12 protein-coding genes and 1 tRNA gene are annotated in these 15,518 nt (G+C 63.2%); 7 read left to right on the top strand and 6 right to left on the bottom strand.

What is annotated here, in order from left to right:
• The first annotated feature begins 159 nt into the window (after positions 1–159).
• Positions 160–1,899, top strand: coding sequence for a gamma-glutamyltransferase (gene ggt / locus NP945_RS07630; RefSeq protein ID WP_256745990.1), 1,740 nt, complete (start codon positions 160–162; stop codon positions 1,897–1,899).
• Between the two features lie 86 nt (positions 1,900–1,985).
• On the opposite strand, the gene NP945_RS07635 is transcribed toward ggt, so the two are convergent.
• Both NP945_RS07635 and NP945_RS07640 read right to left on the bottom strand, forming a co-directional pair.
• Positions 1,986–2,333: a hypothetical protein gene (locus NP945_RS07635; protein WP_032808338.1), complete on the bottom strand. Its 348-nt coding sequence runs from the start codon at positions 2,331–2,333 to the stop codon at positions 1,986–1,988.
• A gap of 433 nt (positions 2,334–2,766) precedes the next feature.
• Positions 2,767–4,872 carry a TonB-dependent siderophore receptor gene (locus tag NP945_RS07640; protein WP_256745991.1) on the bottom strand — a complete coding sequence of 702 codons (2,106 nt, stop codon included), beginning with the start codon at positions 4,870–4,872 and terminating at the stop codon, positions 2,767–2,769.
• Positions 4,873–5,272: 400 nt separating this feature from the next.
• Between NP945_RS07640 and NP945_RS07645 the strand changes: the two genes are divergently transcribed.
• The 3 genes from NP945_RS07645 to NP945_RS07655 are packed head-to-tail and all read left to right on the top strand — an operon-like array spanning position 5,273 to position 9,015.
• The gene (locus NP945_RS07645; RefSeq protein WP_245469300.1) at positions 5,273–6,070 is read left to right on the top strand and encodes an ABC transporter substrate-binding protein; all 798 of its coding nucleotides are present in this window, start codon (positions 5,273–5,275) and stop codon (positions 6,068–6,070) included.
• Entirely contained in the window at positions 6,063–8,114 is a 2,052-nt protein-coding gene (fhuB, locus tag NP945_RS07650) for a Fe(3+)-hydroxamate ABC transporter permease FhuB (RefSeq protein WP_256745992.1), read from the top strand. The genes NP945_RS07645 and fhuB overlap by 8 nt, the downstream gene beginning before the upstream one ends.
• Positions 8,115–8,139: 25 nt before the next feature.
• Complete coding sequence (locus NP945_RS07655; RefSeq protein WP_256745993.1) at positions 8,140–9,015, top strand: alpha/beta hydrolase; 876 nt, start codon at positions 8,140–8,142, stop codon at positions 9,013–9,015.
• Here the strand turns inward: NP945_RS07655 and NP945_RS07660 are convergent.
• The 4 genes from NP945_RS07660 to NP945_RS07675 all read right to left on the bottom strand — a co-directional run bounded on the left by NP945_RS07660 (position 9,012) and on the right by NP945_RS07675 (position 12,178).
• The gene (locus NP945_RS07660) at positions 9,012–10,121 is read right to left on the bottom strand and encodes a DUF4432 family protein (protein WP_256745994.1); all 1,110 of its coding nucleotides are present in this window, start codon (positions 10,119–10,121) and stop codon (positions 9,012–9,014) included. The genes NP945_RS07655 and NP945_RS07660 overlap by 4 nt on opposite strands.
• 175 nt (positions 10,122–10,296) lie before the next feature.
• Positions 10,297–10,734, bottom strand: coding sequence for a hypothetical protein (locus tag NP945_RS07665; RefSeq protein ID WP_256745995.1), 438 nt, complete (start codon positions 10,732–10,734; stop codon positions 10,297–10,299).
• Between the two features lie 155 nt (positions 10,735–10,889).
• Positions 10,890–10,965: transfer RNA gene (locus tag NP945_RS07670), tRNA-Phe, on the bottom strand.
• Between the two features lie 319 nt (positions 10,966–11,284).
• A complete protein-coding gene (locus tag NP945_RS07675; RefSeq protein ID WP_024504770.1) occupies positions 11,285–12,178 on the bottom strand; it encodes a helix-turn-helix domain-containing protein in 894 nt (297 codons plus the stop codon).
• An 85-nt stretch (positions 12,179–12,263) separates the two neighbouring features.
• Between NP945_RS07675 and NP945_RS07680 the strand changes: the two genes are divergently transcribed.
• The 3 genes from NP945_RS07680 (at position 12,264) to NP945_RS07690 (ending at position 15,515) form a co-directional block, all read left to right on the top strand.
• Entirely contained in the window at positions 12,264–13,535 is a 1,272-nt protein-coding gene (locus NP945_RS07680; RefSeq protein WP_256745996.1) for an extracellular solute-binding protein, read from the top strand.
• 286 nt (positions 13,536–13,821) lie between these two features.
• Complete coding sequence (locus NP945_RS07685; protein ID WP_127328654.1) at positions 13,822–14,682, top strand: carbohydrate ABC transporter permease; 861 nt, start codon at positions 13,822–13,824, stop codon at positions 14,680–14,682.
• Positions 14,679–15,515: a carbohydrate ABC transporter permease gene (locus NP945_RS07690; RefSeq protein ID WP_127256867.1), complete on the top strand. Its 837-nt coding sequence runs from the start codon at positions 14,679–14,681 to the stop codon at positions 15,513–15,515. Before NP945_RS07685 ends, NP945_RS07690 begins: the two co-directional genes overlap by 4 nt.
• Positions 15,516–15,518: the final 3 nt, after the last annotated feature.

Below are 15,518 nucleotides of genomic sequence, written 5' to 3' on the forward strand. Positions count from 1 at the left end.
TCCTCTCCCTTCGGGGAGAGGTCGGATTGCCTCGAATTGCGCTTCGCAATTCAGTTGGCAATCCGGGTGAGAGGGCTCTTTCTCACGCTCCCTTAATTGTTAGTGGACTCGATCAGTCCAACACGGTCTTCTAGGCGTCCCCCCGCCCGGAGAACCGCCATGCCTCTCAACCGTCGGACACTGATCGCCGCCAGTCTTTCCATCACCTTCGCCCTCGCGCCGTTGACGGGCGTCTTCGCCGCATCGCCCGCGCCGGCCAAGGGCGAGCACGGCATGGTGGTGACGGCCCAGCACCTGGCGTCCGAAATCGGCATCGAGGTGCTGAAAAAGGGCGGCAATGCTGTCGATGCGGCGGTTGCCGTCGGCTATGCGCTCGCCGTCGTCTACCCCAATGCCGGCAATATCGGCGGCGGCGGCTTCATGACCATCCGCTTCAAGGACGGCAAGTCGACCTTCCTCGATTTTCGCGAGCGGGCGCCGCTGGCGGCGACAAAAACCATGTATCTCGACAAGGACGGCAACCCGGTGAAGGGGGCCAGTCTCGACGGCTATCTTGCGGTCGGCGTGCCGGGTTCGGTGGCCGGTCTGGAGATGGCGCGTGAAAAATACGGCAAATTGTCCCGCCAGGATCTGATGGCGCCGGCAATCGGCTATGCCAGGGACGGGTTCATCCTCAACCAGGGCGACGCCGCCTCGTTTGCCGGCAGTGCCGACAGGCTGGCGAAGGACCCTGCGGCCGCGGCGATATTCCTGAAACCCGACGGCAAGCCCTATGGCATCGGCGAGCGGCTGGTCCAGCCCGATCTCGCGGCGTCGCTCGCAACCATTTCCGAAAGGGGGACGGATGCCTTTTACAAAGGCGCCATCGCCGATGCCATCGTCAAGGCGAGCGGCGCCAAGGGCGGCATTCTCGCCAAGCCCGACTTCGAGCAATATGCGGTGCGCGAACTCAAGCCCGTGACCTGCACCTATCGCGGCTACGAGATCACCTCCTCGCCGCCGCCCAGCTCCGGCGGCGTCATCATCTGCGAAATCCTCAACGTTCTGGAGGGCTATCCCTTATCCTACCTCGGTGCCGGTTCTGCCGAGACGGTCCATGTCATGGTCGAGGCGATGCGCTATGCCTATGTCGACCGCAATTCAGCGCTCGGCGATCCCGATTTCGTCGACAATCCGGTCTCGAAATTGCTTGATAAGGCCTATGCCAAGGATATCCGCGACAAGATCGACCCGTTCCGGGCCGGCGTGTCGCAGGATCTGATGCCGAAGGGCTTTGGCGAGAGCAAGGAGACGACGCATTATTCGATCATCGACGATGAAGGCAATGCGGTCGCGGTCACCTACACGCTGAATGGCTCCTTCGGAGCCGGCGTCGTCGCCGACGGCACCGGCATCCTGCTCAACAACGAAATGGACGATTTCACCCAGAAACCCGGCGTGCCCAATCTCTACGGCCTGGTCCAGGGCGAGGCCAACGCCATCCAGCCGAAGAAGACGCCGCTGTCGTCGATGAGCCCGACCGTGGTCGCCAAGGACGGCAAGCCGTTCATGGTCATCGGCAGCCCGGGTGGCTCGCGCATCATCACGATCACGCTGGAAGCGATCGTCAATGTCATCGACCACGGCATGAACATCCAGGAGGCGATCGACGCGCCTCGCATCCACCATCAATGGCTGCCCGACAAGGTCTATGTCGAGCCGTTCGGCCTGTCGCCGGACACAGAAAAGCTGCTGGCCGGCATGGGATATCACCTTGATCTCGCTGACCAGAGCTGGGGGCAGGCGGCCGGCATCCTGGTCGGCGGCAAGAGCCTGGCGGAAATCGAGAAAGGCGGCGGCTCGCGCTACAACGGCGCCATCGACAGCCGCGCGGCCTCCGGCGAGGCGCTCGGATACTGATAGCTCGGAGGAAAAACCTGGTGCAGCATGGCGATTCGGGTTGATCGCCCGCTGCTCAAGTGGATCGGCTCACACCGATTTGGCCGTCACAAGACCAGCGTGAGAGTGGACGCAACCAGCATCAAGGCGGCAATGCCGACGAACAGCGCATAGATACGCGGCCGGTCGAGCAGCAGCGCGTTTCCGGATATCCAGGCGGACGTGGCGCCGCCAAGCGCGAAGAGGAAGCCGTTGCGGTGCCCGAAGACCATCGATGCGGCCATCAGCCCGCCAATGATCAGCGCACCGAACACGATGATCACGGCAACGGCATATCTCTCGAAATCATTGCCGCTTCCCATGCTCGGGCCGATTGCGTTCAAGGTTGGCAGATCGTCCGGATCGAAAGGGTTCGTCGACCCGTATTCGTCTTGACCGGCAGGCTCTCGCATCATTTATTCTCCGTATAGCGGCAACAAACCATCAAGCCTTGCCGAGCGCAACCCGATCGCACTCCCTTCAATGCGTTTGGTACGGTCTTCTACACCTTCTGGCGACGACCGCCGCCGGTTTTTTGATTCGTTGCCTTTTTCAGGCAATCCAATCCAGAGCGCGCCGCCCGGAGGCGGTCGTGGGACCATCCATCCTGGAATGCATTCGTGGAGGAAAAATGATGCGGGACGTGGATTGCGCTTCGCGGGCAGCGATTTTCGGCGAGCGGACGTCGCACGCCCACCGTGACGGTGCGAATCGTCTTGCCGCCATCCGGACGGAGGACAGGGCCGCGTCGAATCGCGGCTCTGGACGCGCGTCATCACAGGTTCGTGCGGCGAGCTTCAGATCCCGCATGCCAGATCACTGCCAGCCGAGGCAGCCGAGCGGCATGCATCAGAACTTCATGCTGAGGCTGCCCTTGATGACGCGGCCTTCGCCATAGATGCAGCTGAGGTCGGCATTGCTGCCGGCCTCATAGCAGGTCGAATAGTAGGTCTTGTCGAACAGGTTGGAGACATTGAGCGCTGCCTGCCAGCCATTCTTCTTGTAGCGCAGCGCCGCGTCGACCAGTGTGTGGCCGGGCACGTTAACCGTGTTCGTATTGTCACCGAAGCTGGCGCCGATATAGCGCACGCCGGCGCCGACGCTCAGGCCCTCGAGCACGCCGCTGCCAACCTCATAATTGGCCCACAGCGATGCCTGGTGTTCCGGCACCCTGGCCGGGCGGTTACCGATGACGGCGGCGGCATCGCTGGTTATCTCCGCGTCGAGATAGGTGTAGGCCGCCGTCATGCTGAGGCCGGAAGCCAGATCTGCGTTGGCCTCGATCTCCAGGCCGCGATGGCGGACTTCTCCGGTCTGGACCTGGTAGACGGGATTGGCTGCTGCCGTCGGCACATTGGTCTTGCGCAGGTCGAACAGCGAAGCGGTGATGAAGCCGGGGAAGAAGGTCGGCTCGTATTTCAAGCCGACTTCATACTGCTTGCCCAACGAGGGCAGCAGCGCGTCTCCGGACTGGGTCGGGCCGATATTGGTGGTGAAGGATTCGGCATAGCTGGCGTAGGGCGTCAGGCCGTTGTCGAAGAGATAGCCGATGCCGATATTGCCGGTGAAGGCATGGTCCTTCTGATCGTAGCTGCCTGCACCGTCGAGTCGGTTGAAATTGGTGTGGTCGATCCAGGCCTGCCGGCCGCCGATTGTCAGGACCCAGTGGTCGGCGATCTTGGACTGGTTTTGTGCATAGAGGCCGACCTGGCCGATCGTCTCCACGCGATCCGTAATGATGAGGCTCGGCGGCGTGACAGGGATCGAGTAGTCCGGGTTCTGGGTGTCCAGCGGCGGACCCGCCCCGTAGCCGTTGCGCCCGTCGACCGATTGTCTGCTGTAATCCAGACCGAACAGCAGCTTGTTTTCGACCACGCCGAAGTCAGCCTTGTACTCGGCCTGGTTGTCGACGTTGAACAGCCTTGCCGTCTCATCCACGGTGAACAGCGTGCGCTGCACCGTATGTTCGTCTGCGCCGATGTATGGGCCGCCAAGCCACTCGCCAAAATAGAGCTGCCGGTAGTCGGTTTCCTGCTGCGAGTAGCGCAGGTTTTGCCGCACCGTCCAATGGTCGTCGAACTCATGGCTGAACTGGTAGCCGATCGAACCATGGTTGGCATCGAAGCGGTCGAAGTCGGGCGAGCCGGTGAAGAAATTGCGCGGCAGATTGCCATACTGCGCCGGCAGAAACTGATTCGTCGTCAGCCTGTCCCACTGGTAGTTGGCCAGGATGGTCAGCGAGGTCTGCGCATCCGGCTGCCACCTGAGCGCCGGCGCGACGAAGATGCGGTCGTTGCGGGAATAGTCGGTTTCGAGCGCGCCGTTGCGAACCAGGCCGGTCAGCCGGTAGGACCACACGCCGGCATCGTCTATCGGGCCGCCTATATCCAGCCCGGCCTCGACGGTGTTGAAGCTGCCATAGCTGAGGAAGCCGTCATAGATCGGCTTGTCCGTCGGTCGCTTGGTGACGGCGTTGACCATGCCGCCAGCCTCGTTCTCGCCGTAGAGCACCGAGGATGGCCCCTTCAAGACTTCGATTCGCTCCAGCCCGTAGGGCTCGATCTTGAAGCCTGAGAAATCGATCACTTTCTGCGGCAGCCCGTCGCGATAGATCGCCGACGTGCAGAGGTCGAACCCACGAATCAGGCATTGGTCGAAGCGATCGTCGACGCCCCATGGCGAGATGGTGACGCCGGCGAGATAGGACAAGGCGTCCTCAAGCTGCCCTGGCTGGCGATCATCGAGCTGCTTGCGGGTCACCACCGAAATCGAGCGTGGAATTTCCTTCAGCGGCGTGTCGGTTTTCGAGCCGGTGGTGGTGTTTTTGGCGATGTAGCCGTCATCCGGTCCGACCGGGCTGTCGCTCTGTCCCTCGACATTGATCGGGTTGAGCTCGGTCGCGGCTTCCTGCGCAAGGGCCTGGGTGCAAAGCAGGGTCGAAAGCGATGCGACCACGAGGCCCCGGGTCCGGCTTCGCCGCCGCGCCGCACGATATGCACTCAACCGCATCTTGATACCCTCACTGCCCGCAATGCGCGCAGGACCGTTTCGCCTTGCGCCAATTTAAATTTGTTGACTGGTTAGTCATCTTCAATGTTGACTATGGAAGTCATGTTTCATAGTCAACCGACCATCGGCTGCCGGCAGCCAGATTTTTGAATGCGTCGTTTTGGAGAAAACCCGTGCCTGAAATCCACGCCCAGCCGGCTTTCCGCACAGGCGCTGCGCGATGATGGCAGCCCTTGAATCCCACAGGGCTGACCGTCTCCGAGGTCGGATCACCCGGCGCGGCGCGCTGGGACTTTTCGTTTTGCCCTTTGCCGCAATTGCATCGCCATCTGCCACGGCGAAACCGTTGCGCATCGTCTGCCTGGATGACGGCCTGGCCGAGACCTTGCTCATGCTCGGTGTCAGCCCGGTTGCCATTGCCGGTCGCGACATCTGGGAGACCTGGGTGGTCGAACCGCCGCTGCCGCCTGAGATCGCCGATGTCGGAACGCTGCTCGAACCCAATCTCGAATTGCTGCAGCAGCTCAGGCCCGACATCATCCTGTCCATGCCGTATCTCGACGGCATCAAGCCGCTGCTCGAACGCGTGGCGCCGGTGACGACGATCGGGCTCTATACCGAGGCCGGGCAGCCCTATCAGCGCGCACTCGAGGCGACGCGCCAGCTTGCCGGGCTTGTCGGCAAGGAAAGCGAAGGCGAAGCGCTGATCGCGGCGACAGATGCGTATTTTTCGGAAGTCCGCCGGCAGCTGGCGCCGCTTTCGGCGCGGCCGATCTATGTCGTCAGCTTCATGGACCCGCGCAATGTGCGCGTCTACGGCAAGAAGAGTCTGTTTCAGGAGGTGTTCGATCGCATCGGGCTCGCCAACGCCTGGACGGCCGAGACCAATTATTGGGGGTTTTCGACCATTGGTATCGACGGGCTGGCGACATCCAGCGACGCTCGCCTCGCTTATCTCGAACCCTTGCCCGAGGGCGCGGGCGGCACGCTGACCGAAAGTCCGGTCTGGAACGCCATGCCTTTCGTGCGCAACCGCTCGATCATGCGTCTTCCCGCCGTCCATATGTTCGGCGCCCTTCCGTCCGCCACCCGTTTTGCTCGGGTCCTGGCGTCGGCGATAACCGGGGAGGCCGCCCGTGGCTGAGGATGCTGCGGCCATTGCCCAAGGGGGGAAGCCTGCGTCGGCCGGCCGGGCCTCCGCGTGGAGCTTTTTCAGCAATCAGCCGGTAGGCGCGATCCTGCTTTGCGCGGTGCTGCTCGCGGCAGCGTCAGCGGCAACCGTCTCAAACCTAACCGTGCAGCTGCCATCGGCGCTCTGGCTCCAATCGGTCGCCGCCCCCGACATCGCCGACATGCGGCAGGTGCTCGTCCACTATGCCTTCCTGCCTCGGCTTGCCGTCAGCCTTCTGTGCGGTGCGGCACTCGGGCTTGCCGGAACCGTCCTGCAGCAGGTTCTGCGCAACCCGCTTGCCTCGCCCGAAACGGTCGGCGTCTCGGCCGGTGCCTATCTGGCGCTGGCGCTGGCGACGCTTCTGTCGCCTTCGCTGCTTGCCTTCGGCCGCGAATGGGTGGCGCTGGCTGGCGCATTCGTCGCCCTTGCCGCCGTTTTCGCTCTGTCCTGGCACAAGGGCCTGTCGCCGCTTTCGGTCGTGCTGGCGGGGCTTGTCGTCAGTCTCTATGCCGGCGCCGTCGGTGCCGCTCTCATTGTGCTGCGGCATGAATGGCTGGCCAGCCTGTTCATCTGGGGCGCCGGTTCGCTCGGCCAGCAGGACTGGTCGACGACGCTGTGGCTGTTGCCGCGCATCGGCACTGCTGCGCTTGCGATCTTCCTCATGGTGCGGCCACTGACCTTGCTTGGCCTCGACGATGAAGGCGCGCGCAGCCTTGGCGTGCCGCTCGGCGCCTATCGCTTCGCCGGACTGGCGGCCGCCGTCGCGCTGATCGCGTTTGTCGTTGCCGCTGTCGGCGTCATCGGTTTCGTCGGCCTGGCCGCGGCGACGCTCGCGCGCATCGGCGGTGCCCGGCGGCTGGGCCAGCAACTGGTGATGGCGCCGCTGATCGGCGGGGCGCTGTTGTGGGCTGCCGACCAGGCCGTGCAGATCGCCACCGGGCCGCAAGGCGACCTGCTGCCGACCGGAGCGATTACAGCACTTCTCGGCGCGCCGCTGCTTCTCTGGCTGCTGCCGCGCCTTGCTCTTGGCTCGGAAGCCCCGACCTTGATGGCCGCGCGCCTGCCGCGCGCAAGCCGGCCCGGCCTTATGCTGACGGCGATCGGCCTGGCCTTGCTTTTGCTGCTCGGGCTGGCCCTGCTCTATGGACCGGGCCCGCATGGCTGGACCTTCGCCTTCGGCGACGAGCTGCAGCCTTTGCTGTCGTGGCGGTGGCCCCGCGTGCTTGCCGCGCTGAGCGCCGGGGCGATGCTGGCGCTTGCCGGGCTGATGATGCAGCGGCTGACCGGCAATCCGATGGCGAGCCCCGAAGTGCTTGGCATCAGCGCCGGTGCTGCGCTCGGCATGATGGTGGCGCTGTTTGCGCTCTCCGATGCCGGGCGCCCGGTTCAGACGGCGGCGGCAACCATCGGCGCCTTCGCCGCTTTGCTGGTGACGCTGGCGATCGGCCGTCGTGCCGCCTATGCGCCGGAGCGGCTGCTGCTCGCCGGCGTTGCTCTGACGGCCTTGTTCGACGCGCTGATCCTGGTGCTCACCGCCACCGGCGATCCGCGTGCCATGCTGCTGCTCAACTGGCTGACCGGTTCGACCTATGGCGTCGATGTCGGTGACGCCTTGCTCACCGGTGGCATCGCCGTCTGCCTCTTCGCGCTCGCGCCTTTCTTCATGCGTTGGCTCGACATCCTGCCGCTTGGCCCCGCCGCTGTGCAGGGCCTTGGCATTGACCTGAAGAGGACGCGGCTTCTCGTGCTGCTGGTGGTCGCGGCACTCACCGCAGCTTCTACCCTGATCGTCGGTCCGCTGACCTTCATCGGCCTCATGGCACCGCACCTTGCCCGTCGCATTGGCCTTTCCCGTGCGCTGCCGCAGGCCATTGGCGCGGTGCTTGCCGGCGCGCTGATCATGGTCGCCGCCGACTGGGTGGGCCGCACCGCCATCTTCCCGCGCCAGATCCCGGCCGGTCTCGTCGCGACGCTCATCGGCGGCCCGGTGCTGATGTGGCTGCTGCGCCGCCGCTGACCGTTTTGCCCTTGTGGAGATATCGATGTCCAAGTCGATGCCAGCCTTGATCGCCGACACCACGGTCCACGATCTTGTCCCGGCGCAGGGCGGCGCCCCCTGGCGGATATTCCTGCATGTGCCGTCCGGGCCGGTGCCAGAAGCCGGCTGGCCGGTACTCTACATGACCGACGGCAATGCCGTCATCGGCACGGCGGTCGACGCCATGCGCGCGCAGGCCTTCTATCCAACGGGCACCAATGTCGGCTGGGGCGTCATCGTCGCCATCGGCTATCCCGTCGACGGCGCCTACGACCCGCTGCGCCGCTCATGGGATCTCGGCCCGCCGCCGGGCAAGACCTATCCGCCCTTCTACGAGGGCACGCCCGAAGTCCGGACGGGTGGGACAGCGGAATTCCTTGCCTTCATCGAAGACGAGCTGAAGCCATGGGTCGCCGGTCGGGTCACGGTCGACACAAGCCGCCAGGCGCTTTACGGCCATTCTTTCGGTGGTCTGTTTGCGCTCTATGCCCTGTTCACGCGGCCGTCTACCTTCCAGACCTGGATCGCGGCGAGCCCCGCCATCTATTGGGAAGAGCGTGCCATCGACCGCTTTCTCGAAACCTTCGAGGCCGCCATCCCCGCTGGTTTGGCGGCGACCGTGATCCTGTCGGCCGGCGAGTACGAGACCGAGAAGCTGGCGCCGTTCCAGATTGGCGCCGAGGACGAGGAAAAGCGCCTGCAGCAGAAGAAGATAACACGCACCGACGAATTCGCGCGGGCAATGGCGCAGCGGCTTGATGCTCTCCCGGGCGTGCGTGCGCGCTTCGAGCTGCACGCTGGCGAGAACCACATGTCGATCCTGCCGGTCACGGTCAATCGCGCGGTTCAGGCAGCGTTTGCGGTCAGGGCTTGCGACTAACGGCCTTCACCTCTCAACGCTGCAATGGCTTGTTCTCGTTGTGTGGCTGCGTCCGCGTCCATAGCGCCAAAACGCAGGGCACAGCGGAATTTTTCCCCGGGTGCGACGCGAACCAGGCGGCCTCTTTCCTTGGCCGCAAGATAGCCGTCTGGTTCGGCGGTGGCCGGCAGCACGAGGCCAAGCGCGTCCTGGTCGGCGCCGCGCGTGATCCAGCGGACGGCATAATTGAGCTCGTCGGGGCGAAAGCTGACGAAATCCGCCGTACGGTCCGGATGGACCTGCAAGGCGTGCGCCCAGCCCTGGAGGTCCGCCTTAGCCCTCATCGTCAGCACGAGTTCTGGGTCGATCGGCTCGCCCTTGGTCAGCAGGCGATGCCGCGAAGGATCGGCGACAACGGCATCGCGGTAGGCAAGGTAGCTTTCGCTCGGTGTGAAAAAGGGCGGCAGCGTCTGGCGCACGACAATGTCCGCGGAATCATCCGCTACGGTGTCGACCAGGCGCCCGCCATCGGCCGGCTTGAAATTGATGTGCGCCAGGTACATCAACTCCATGGCCGAGCGTTTCAGGTTCTCGATCACGATGTCGACGGCGAGGCTGCTGGCGTCGAGTTGCAGCCGTACGGTGGGCTCCATCACATAGTCATGGCTGAAAGCGACGGTCTGTCGGCAGCGCCCCGTCAGCGCCATGAAGGGCCCTTCGGAATTGCTGCCGGCGATCAGTTGCACATCCTGATAAGGCGCATTGGGCAGGTCGCCGTGAAGCGGGTGGCGGTCATCCGGACCCGGATTTCCCATTGCGGTGGCGCCGCAGTGGATGAAGAACGCGCCGTAGTTGGAAAGATAGTCGCGGGTCGCGACCGGCTCATCGAACATCGAGCGCATGGTCAGGGAGCGGCCGAGGAAGGTCGCGTCCCAGATCTGCTGTCCTTGGAACGGCAGCATGACGATTTCGCCCTTCGCGTTGCTGATCCGAAGCCCGGCAACGCCGGATCGGTAGCGAAAGGCGGTGGCGACAAGCCCGCGATAACGCGCGACGATGGTTTCCGACGCGCCGAACTGCTCGGGCAGGAGGTCGACGAAGACGTGATCGGAGTAGTCCAGATGCATTGTTTCGACCTCTATCCACCGCAAGCGTGCGTGCCGATAGTCGCAGGAAACATCTGGAAATCAACGGCAGCACGTCTCACAGCTTCTGCCAGGACGGCTGGTGGCAGAGTCTCTTCGCGCCCTCCTGGGAGAGCGCTCGAAACTGCAAGCTTGCCAGGCAATATCCCGCGATTGCCTATCCGCGAGCCGGCGGCAGCTCGAACAAAGTGGCGCCGTTCTCCCGGCCGCGCTCGACATAGCCGATAACGCCGAACCATCTTGCGACATCCGGCCCCTGGAGCCAGCTGCGCGAGTGGATGGCGAGGTTGCCGGCGAGCGCCTGGATGTGCTTGATATGCCGCTTGCAGAAGCGAACGGTCGCGGCACGGAAGAAGTCTTCCCGTGCGGCGAACAGCGTGTCGGCGGCGTCGCTGTTCTCATGCCAGGCGATAATTGCCACGGCCTTGTCGCCCTCGACAAGCGCGTGCGCGCGGCCCTCCTTCAAATTCATCATCAGATTGTCGTAGGCGATCTTGCTGTCCTTGCCGGCCGCCACGTATTCGTCCGACATCCGCTTGGACAGACCGCGAAAGACATCCTCCAGATCCCCAAGCGTTGCTGCGCGTGCTCTCATTTCACCTCCTGCAGCCCCGGCAGGCAGTTTGCCCTAGGGTTGAGGGGTGGCCAAGCAAATTAAATCCGTCGGCGGGTTAATGTGCGCAAAGTGATTCCACTTGGCGATGCAGGCGGCGACGCGATGGGGTGTGTCCAGAACGGACCTTGGGAAAATGGTGCCCAGAGGCGGATTCGAACCACCGACACGCGGATTTTCAGTCCGCTGCTCTACCAACTGAGCTATCTGGGCCTGTTCCGGCAAACGAAAACTCGCAGACCGGAATTCATTGAGGCGCCGTGGGGCGCCCCTTGAAAGCGCGTGGGTTATAGCACGGGAATTCGGCCTGTCCAGCGCCTAGTGGGCGATTTCAGGCAGGAAAAGCGACGCCGTGCGGTGCCCCGGTTTCCATGCCGCTTGCGGGCCGGAATCGGGCACGGCATGGCACGATGCGGCCTTCGCCATCCCTGTCCGTGCCGCTGTTGCCGGCTGACATGCCGTGGCACTGCCTTTAGCCGGCGATCGAGGCGCACAATGCTTCGCGGCTCAGACCGGCATTGGTCGCCGCCACCTATCTTGCGCCGGTCACGCCTCTACGAAAATCGGAGGGCGACATGCCGGCGAGCTTGCGGAACGACTTGTTGAAGGCGCTGAGCGAGCCGAAGCCCGAATCCATGGCGACGCGCAGCACATTGGCGTCCTGATGCATCAAAAGCGCCTGCGCATAGCTCAGCCGCAACAGGTTCACATACTCGTTGAGCGTCATGCCGGTGGATTTCTTGAACAGGCTCATGGCATATTTGGGATGGATGTCGGCGGCCGCCGCGATGTTCACGCAATCGATGTCGTAGAGGAAGTTTTCGGCGATGAAATCGCACATGCGACCGACATTGCGCGACGATTGCTGGTCGAAGGGGCTGCCTGTTTCCTGGTCGGTCGGAGTTGCGGATACCAGCCGGTAGGGCTCGAACCGCACCCGCTCCAGCCGCAGCAGCAATTCGTTGACGGCATGTTCGGCCTTGGCCTGGTCGCCGGACCGGGCGTAGCGGTTCCAGCGCTCGAAATTATGGTTGTCGGACTGGTCGGTGGCTGATGTCACCAGTGTCGCGCCGGTCATCAGCCGGTGCCTTATATCCGTGGGCAGGTGCAGCCGGAAGAAATGCACCAGTGGCAGATGCGCCCCGGCATAGATGGCGTCGTCGGACAAATCGTCCATCTGGTGCGGCAGGCCACCCCAGAACAGGCACATCTCGCCGGCCGAAAGCGAAATCTCGTGGTCGTTCATGCGGTAATGCACGCTGCCGCGCACGATGAAATTAACCTCGACCTGGGCGTGCCAGTGCGGCTTGAGCATCACCAACGGGTTGGTGTGAAACATCTGCAGGAGCAGCGGCAGGCCTTCCACGCTGCTGGCCCCAGGCTGGTAGAACGGCCGTTCAGGCATCTTACTTTCCGCCAATTTCATATTCCTTTTGACGGCGACAGGCCTTGCCCACTGCATAGTCTAGCCACGCTCACAGTGAGAGAGCAAATGAAATGGGAGGATTTCAATGCGCATCACAATGACCTGCGCCGCGCTCGCGCTTGCCCTGGGCTCTGCCCCGGCCTTCGCGCAATCCGGCGAAATCACCATCTGGAGCTGGAATGTCGCGGCTTCATCGCTGAAGGCGACCATTGCCGGCTTCAACAAGCAATTTCCCGACATCAAGGTCACCGTCCAGGATCTCGGCAACCAGCCGACCTATGACAAGTCGATCGCCGGCTGCGCGGCCGGCGGCGTCGGGCTGCCCGACATCGTCACCGTCGAGAACGGTGAGGCCGAGAATTACTGGAGCCAGTTCCCCGACTGCTTCGTCGACCTGCATACGCTCGGCTACACAGCCGACGACCAGAAAAAGTTCCCCGATTTCAAGCGCACCGAGCTGGAAGTGGGCGACAAGGCCTACGCAATGCCGTGGGATTCCGGCCCGGTTGCCGCGTTCTATCGCCGCGATTTCTACGAAAAGGCCGGCGTCGATCCGGCTTCGATCAAGACCTGGGACGATTTCATCGCCGCGGGCAAGAAGATCCAGTCCGCCAATCCTGGCGTCTCGATGACCAATGCCGATTTCAACGGTGACTCGGAATTCTTCCGCATGATCTCCAACGAACAGGGCTGCGCCTACTTCTCCGAGGACGGACAATCGATCACGGTCAACCAGCCCAAATGCGTCGATGCCATGACCAAGGTCAAGGAGATGAAGGACGCCGGCATCATCTCGTCGGCCGACTGGGGCACCAAGATCACCAACAACACCGCCGGCACCGTCGCCACCCAGATCTATGGCGGCTGGTATGAGGGCACCATTCGCACCGAATCTGCCGGTGAAAACGGCAAATGGGGCGTCTATCTGATGCCGAGCCTCACCGCCGACGGGCCGCGCGCCGCCAATCTGGGCGGTTCCTCGCTGGCTATCACCTCGGTGTCGAAGAACAAGGAGGCCGCCTACGCCTATCTAAAATACACGCTCGGAACCAATGAAGGCCAGATCACGATGCTGAAGGAGTTCGGCCTGGTGCCGTCCCTGATCTCGGCGCTCAATGACCCCTACGTCTCGGAAGGTCTGCCCTATTGGGGCGGCCAGGCGGTGTGGAAGGATATTCTCGGCACCTTGCCGAAGGTTGTTCCGAGCCGCGGCACGCAGTTCCAGAGCGACGCCGAAATCATCGTCCGCGCCGTGCAGACCAAGTATCTGGCCGGCGGCTATCCCGACGCCAAGACGGCACTCGACGATGCCGCAAGCCAGATCGCGGCGGCGACCGGACTGCCCGTCAAGTCATGACCGCCGGCGGGCCGAGGATGCGTCCTGCGGGAACTTTGGCGCTGCCCCTCATCCCCTGCCGGGACCTTCTCCCCGTATAGTGACGGGGAGAAGGGAGATTGCCGCAGCGCCGGCGCCCGTCCTGCAACGCCGGTGATTGACGAAACCATTGATGACAGCGCCCCTCTCCCCGTCACTATACGGGGAGAGGATGCCGGCAGGCAGGTGAGGGGCGGCGCAGACCTCGAAGATTGAATACCGACACGCCACCCGACGGGCGGAAAGCAAAAAGGAAGGAGGCAAAAAAATGCGCAACCGCAACGCCACGGCCTATCGCTTCCTCACGCCCTATCTGCTGATCTTCGCGATCTTCTGGGTGTGGCCGATCATCAGCTCCTTCATGATCTCCTTCCAGGCGACGCGTACCGTGCCGTGGCGGTTCGCGCCGAGCTTCAACTGGGGCCGGTTGATCGGCGATCCGGCATTCTTCAATGCCTTGAAGAACACGCTGCTCATCCTTGTCATCCAGGTGCCGGTGATGATCTCGCTGGCGCTTGTCATGGCGGTGCTGTTGAACTCGCCGCTCTTGAAGGCGCGCGGCCTCTACCGCTTTGCCTTCTTCGCCCCGGTGGTGGTCGGCGAGGTCGCCTATTCGGCGGTGTTCCGGCTGATGTTCAACCTCGATTTCGGCATCATCAACAAGCTGTTGAACAGCATCGGCCTGCCCAAGATCGACTGGTTTTCCAACGTCACGCCGGCGATGGCGCTGATCATGATCGCGGTGACCTGGCGCTGGGCCGGCTACAACGCCATCATCCTGCTCGCCGGCATGCAGTCCATTCCCGAAGATGTCTACGAAGCGGCGACGCTCGACCGCGTCAGCAAGCTCAAGCAGTTCTTCTACATCACCCTGCCGCTCCTGAAGCCGGTCATCGTATTCTGCCTTGTGCTGTCGATCATCGGCACCATGCAGCTGTTCACCGAGCCGTTCCTGATCACCGAACGCGGCGGACCTGGCGGCGGTACGGAGACGCTTGGCCTGCTGCTCTATCGCCAGGGTTTTAGGTCGCTCAATTTCGGCTATGCGTCGGCCGTCGCCTACACCATGGCCGGGCTGGCGATCGCCATCACGCTGGCGCAGCTGTGGCTGACGAGGGAACCGAAATGAGTTCGCGCTCCTCCGCCAGACTGGGACGCAGCATCGCTCTGCATCTGTTCCTGACGCCATTGGCGCTGATCTGGCTGTTTCCGCTGTGGATGATGGTGGTGTTCTCGACCATGCCGGACAACGGCATCTTCAGCCCCGGCATCGAGCTTTTGCCGCACGGCAATTTCATCGACAATTTCAACAATCTGCAGCGTGACACGAACTTCGTCGGCGCCATCGGCATTTCGGTCTCGGTGGCGGTGACCTACACAATCCTGTCGGTGCTGCTGACGTCGATGGCCGGCTGGGCGCTGGCCCGCTACCAGTTCTTCGGCAAGGGCGTGGTTGTCGCCATCATCCTCGGCACCATCACGCTTCCCTATGCGGTCGTGCTGATCCCGCAATTCATCATGGTGGCGCGCGACTTCAAGCTCGCCAACACCTGGGTGGCGCTGATCGTGCCGCCGCTGTTCAATTCGCTCGGCGTGCTGTTCATGCGGCAGAGTTTTTCGATGATGCCGGACGACCTCTTCGATGCTGCGCGCGTCGAAGGCGTCAAGGAATGGCGCATCTTCCTCTTCGTCGCGCTGCCTTTGGCGCGGCCGATGCTGGCCGCACTCGCCATCATCCTGTTCCTCGCCTCCTGGAACAACTATCTGTGGCCGCTTTTGATCAACAGCCAGCCGGGTTCGATGACAGCACCCGTAGCGCTCGGCACGCTGATCGGCCTCACCAAAGTGTCATGGGGCGGCATCATGGCGGGCGCGGTGATGCTGACGGTGCCTATGCTCGTCGTCTTCGTGCTGCTGCAGCGCCATTTCATCGCGGGCATCGCCGCCGGCGCGGTCAAGTAAGGG

The organism is Mesorhizobium sp. LMG17149 (assembly GCF_024518695.1).
In the GTDB taxonomy this organism is placed as follows: domain Bacteria; phylum Pseudomonadota; class Alphaproteobacteria; order Rhizobiales; family Rhizobiaceae; genus Mesorhizobium.

Excerpts from the sequence above, each read along its gene's own strand:
- ggt (WP_256745990.1), top strand. The coding sequence starts at position 160 with ATGCCTCTCAACCGTCGGACACTGATCGCCGCCAGTCTTTCCATCACC.
- NP945_RS07635 (WP_032808338.1), bottom strand. The coding sequence starts at position 2,333 with ATGATGCGAGAGCCTGCCGGTCAAGACGAATACGGGTCGACGAACCCT.
- NP945_RS07655 (WP_256745993.1), top strand. The coding sequence starts at position 8,140 with ATGTCCAAGTCGATGCCAGCCTTGATCGCCGACACCACGGTCCACGAT.
- NP945_RS07660 (WP_256745994.1), bottom strand. The coding sequence starts at position 10,121 with ATGCATCTGGACTACTCCGATCACGTCTTCGTCGACCTCCTGCCCGAG.
- NP945_RS07665 (WP_256745995.1), bottom strand. The coding sequence starts at position 10,734 with ATGAGAGCACGCGCAGCAACGCTTGGGGATCTGGAGGATGTCTTTCGC.
- NP945_RS07675 (WP_024504770.1), bottom strand. The coding sequence starts at position 12,178 with ATGAAATTGGCGGAAAGTAAGATGCCTGAACGGCCGTTCTACCAGCCT.
- NP945_RS07680 (WP_256745996.1), top strand. The coding sequence starts at position 12,264 with ATGCGCATCACAATGACCTGCGCCGCGCTCGCGCTTGCCCTGGGCTCT.
- NP945_RS07685 (WP_127328654.1), top strand. The coding sequence starts at position 13,822 with ATGCGCAACCGCAACGCCACGGCCTATCGCTTCCTCACGCCCTATCTG.
- NP945_RS07690 (WP_127256867.1), top strand. The coding sequence starts at position 14,679 with ATGAGTTCGCGCTCCTCCGCCAGACTGGGACGCAGCATCGCTCTGCAT.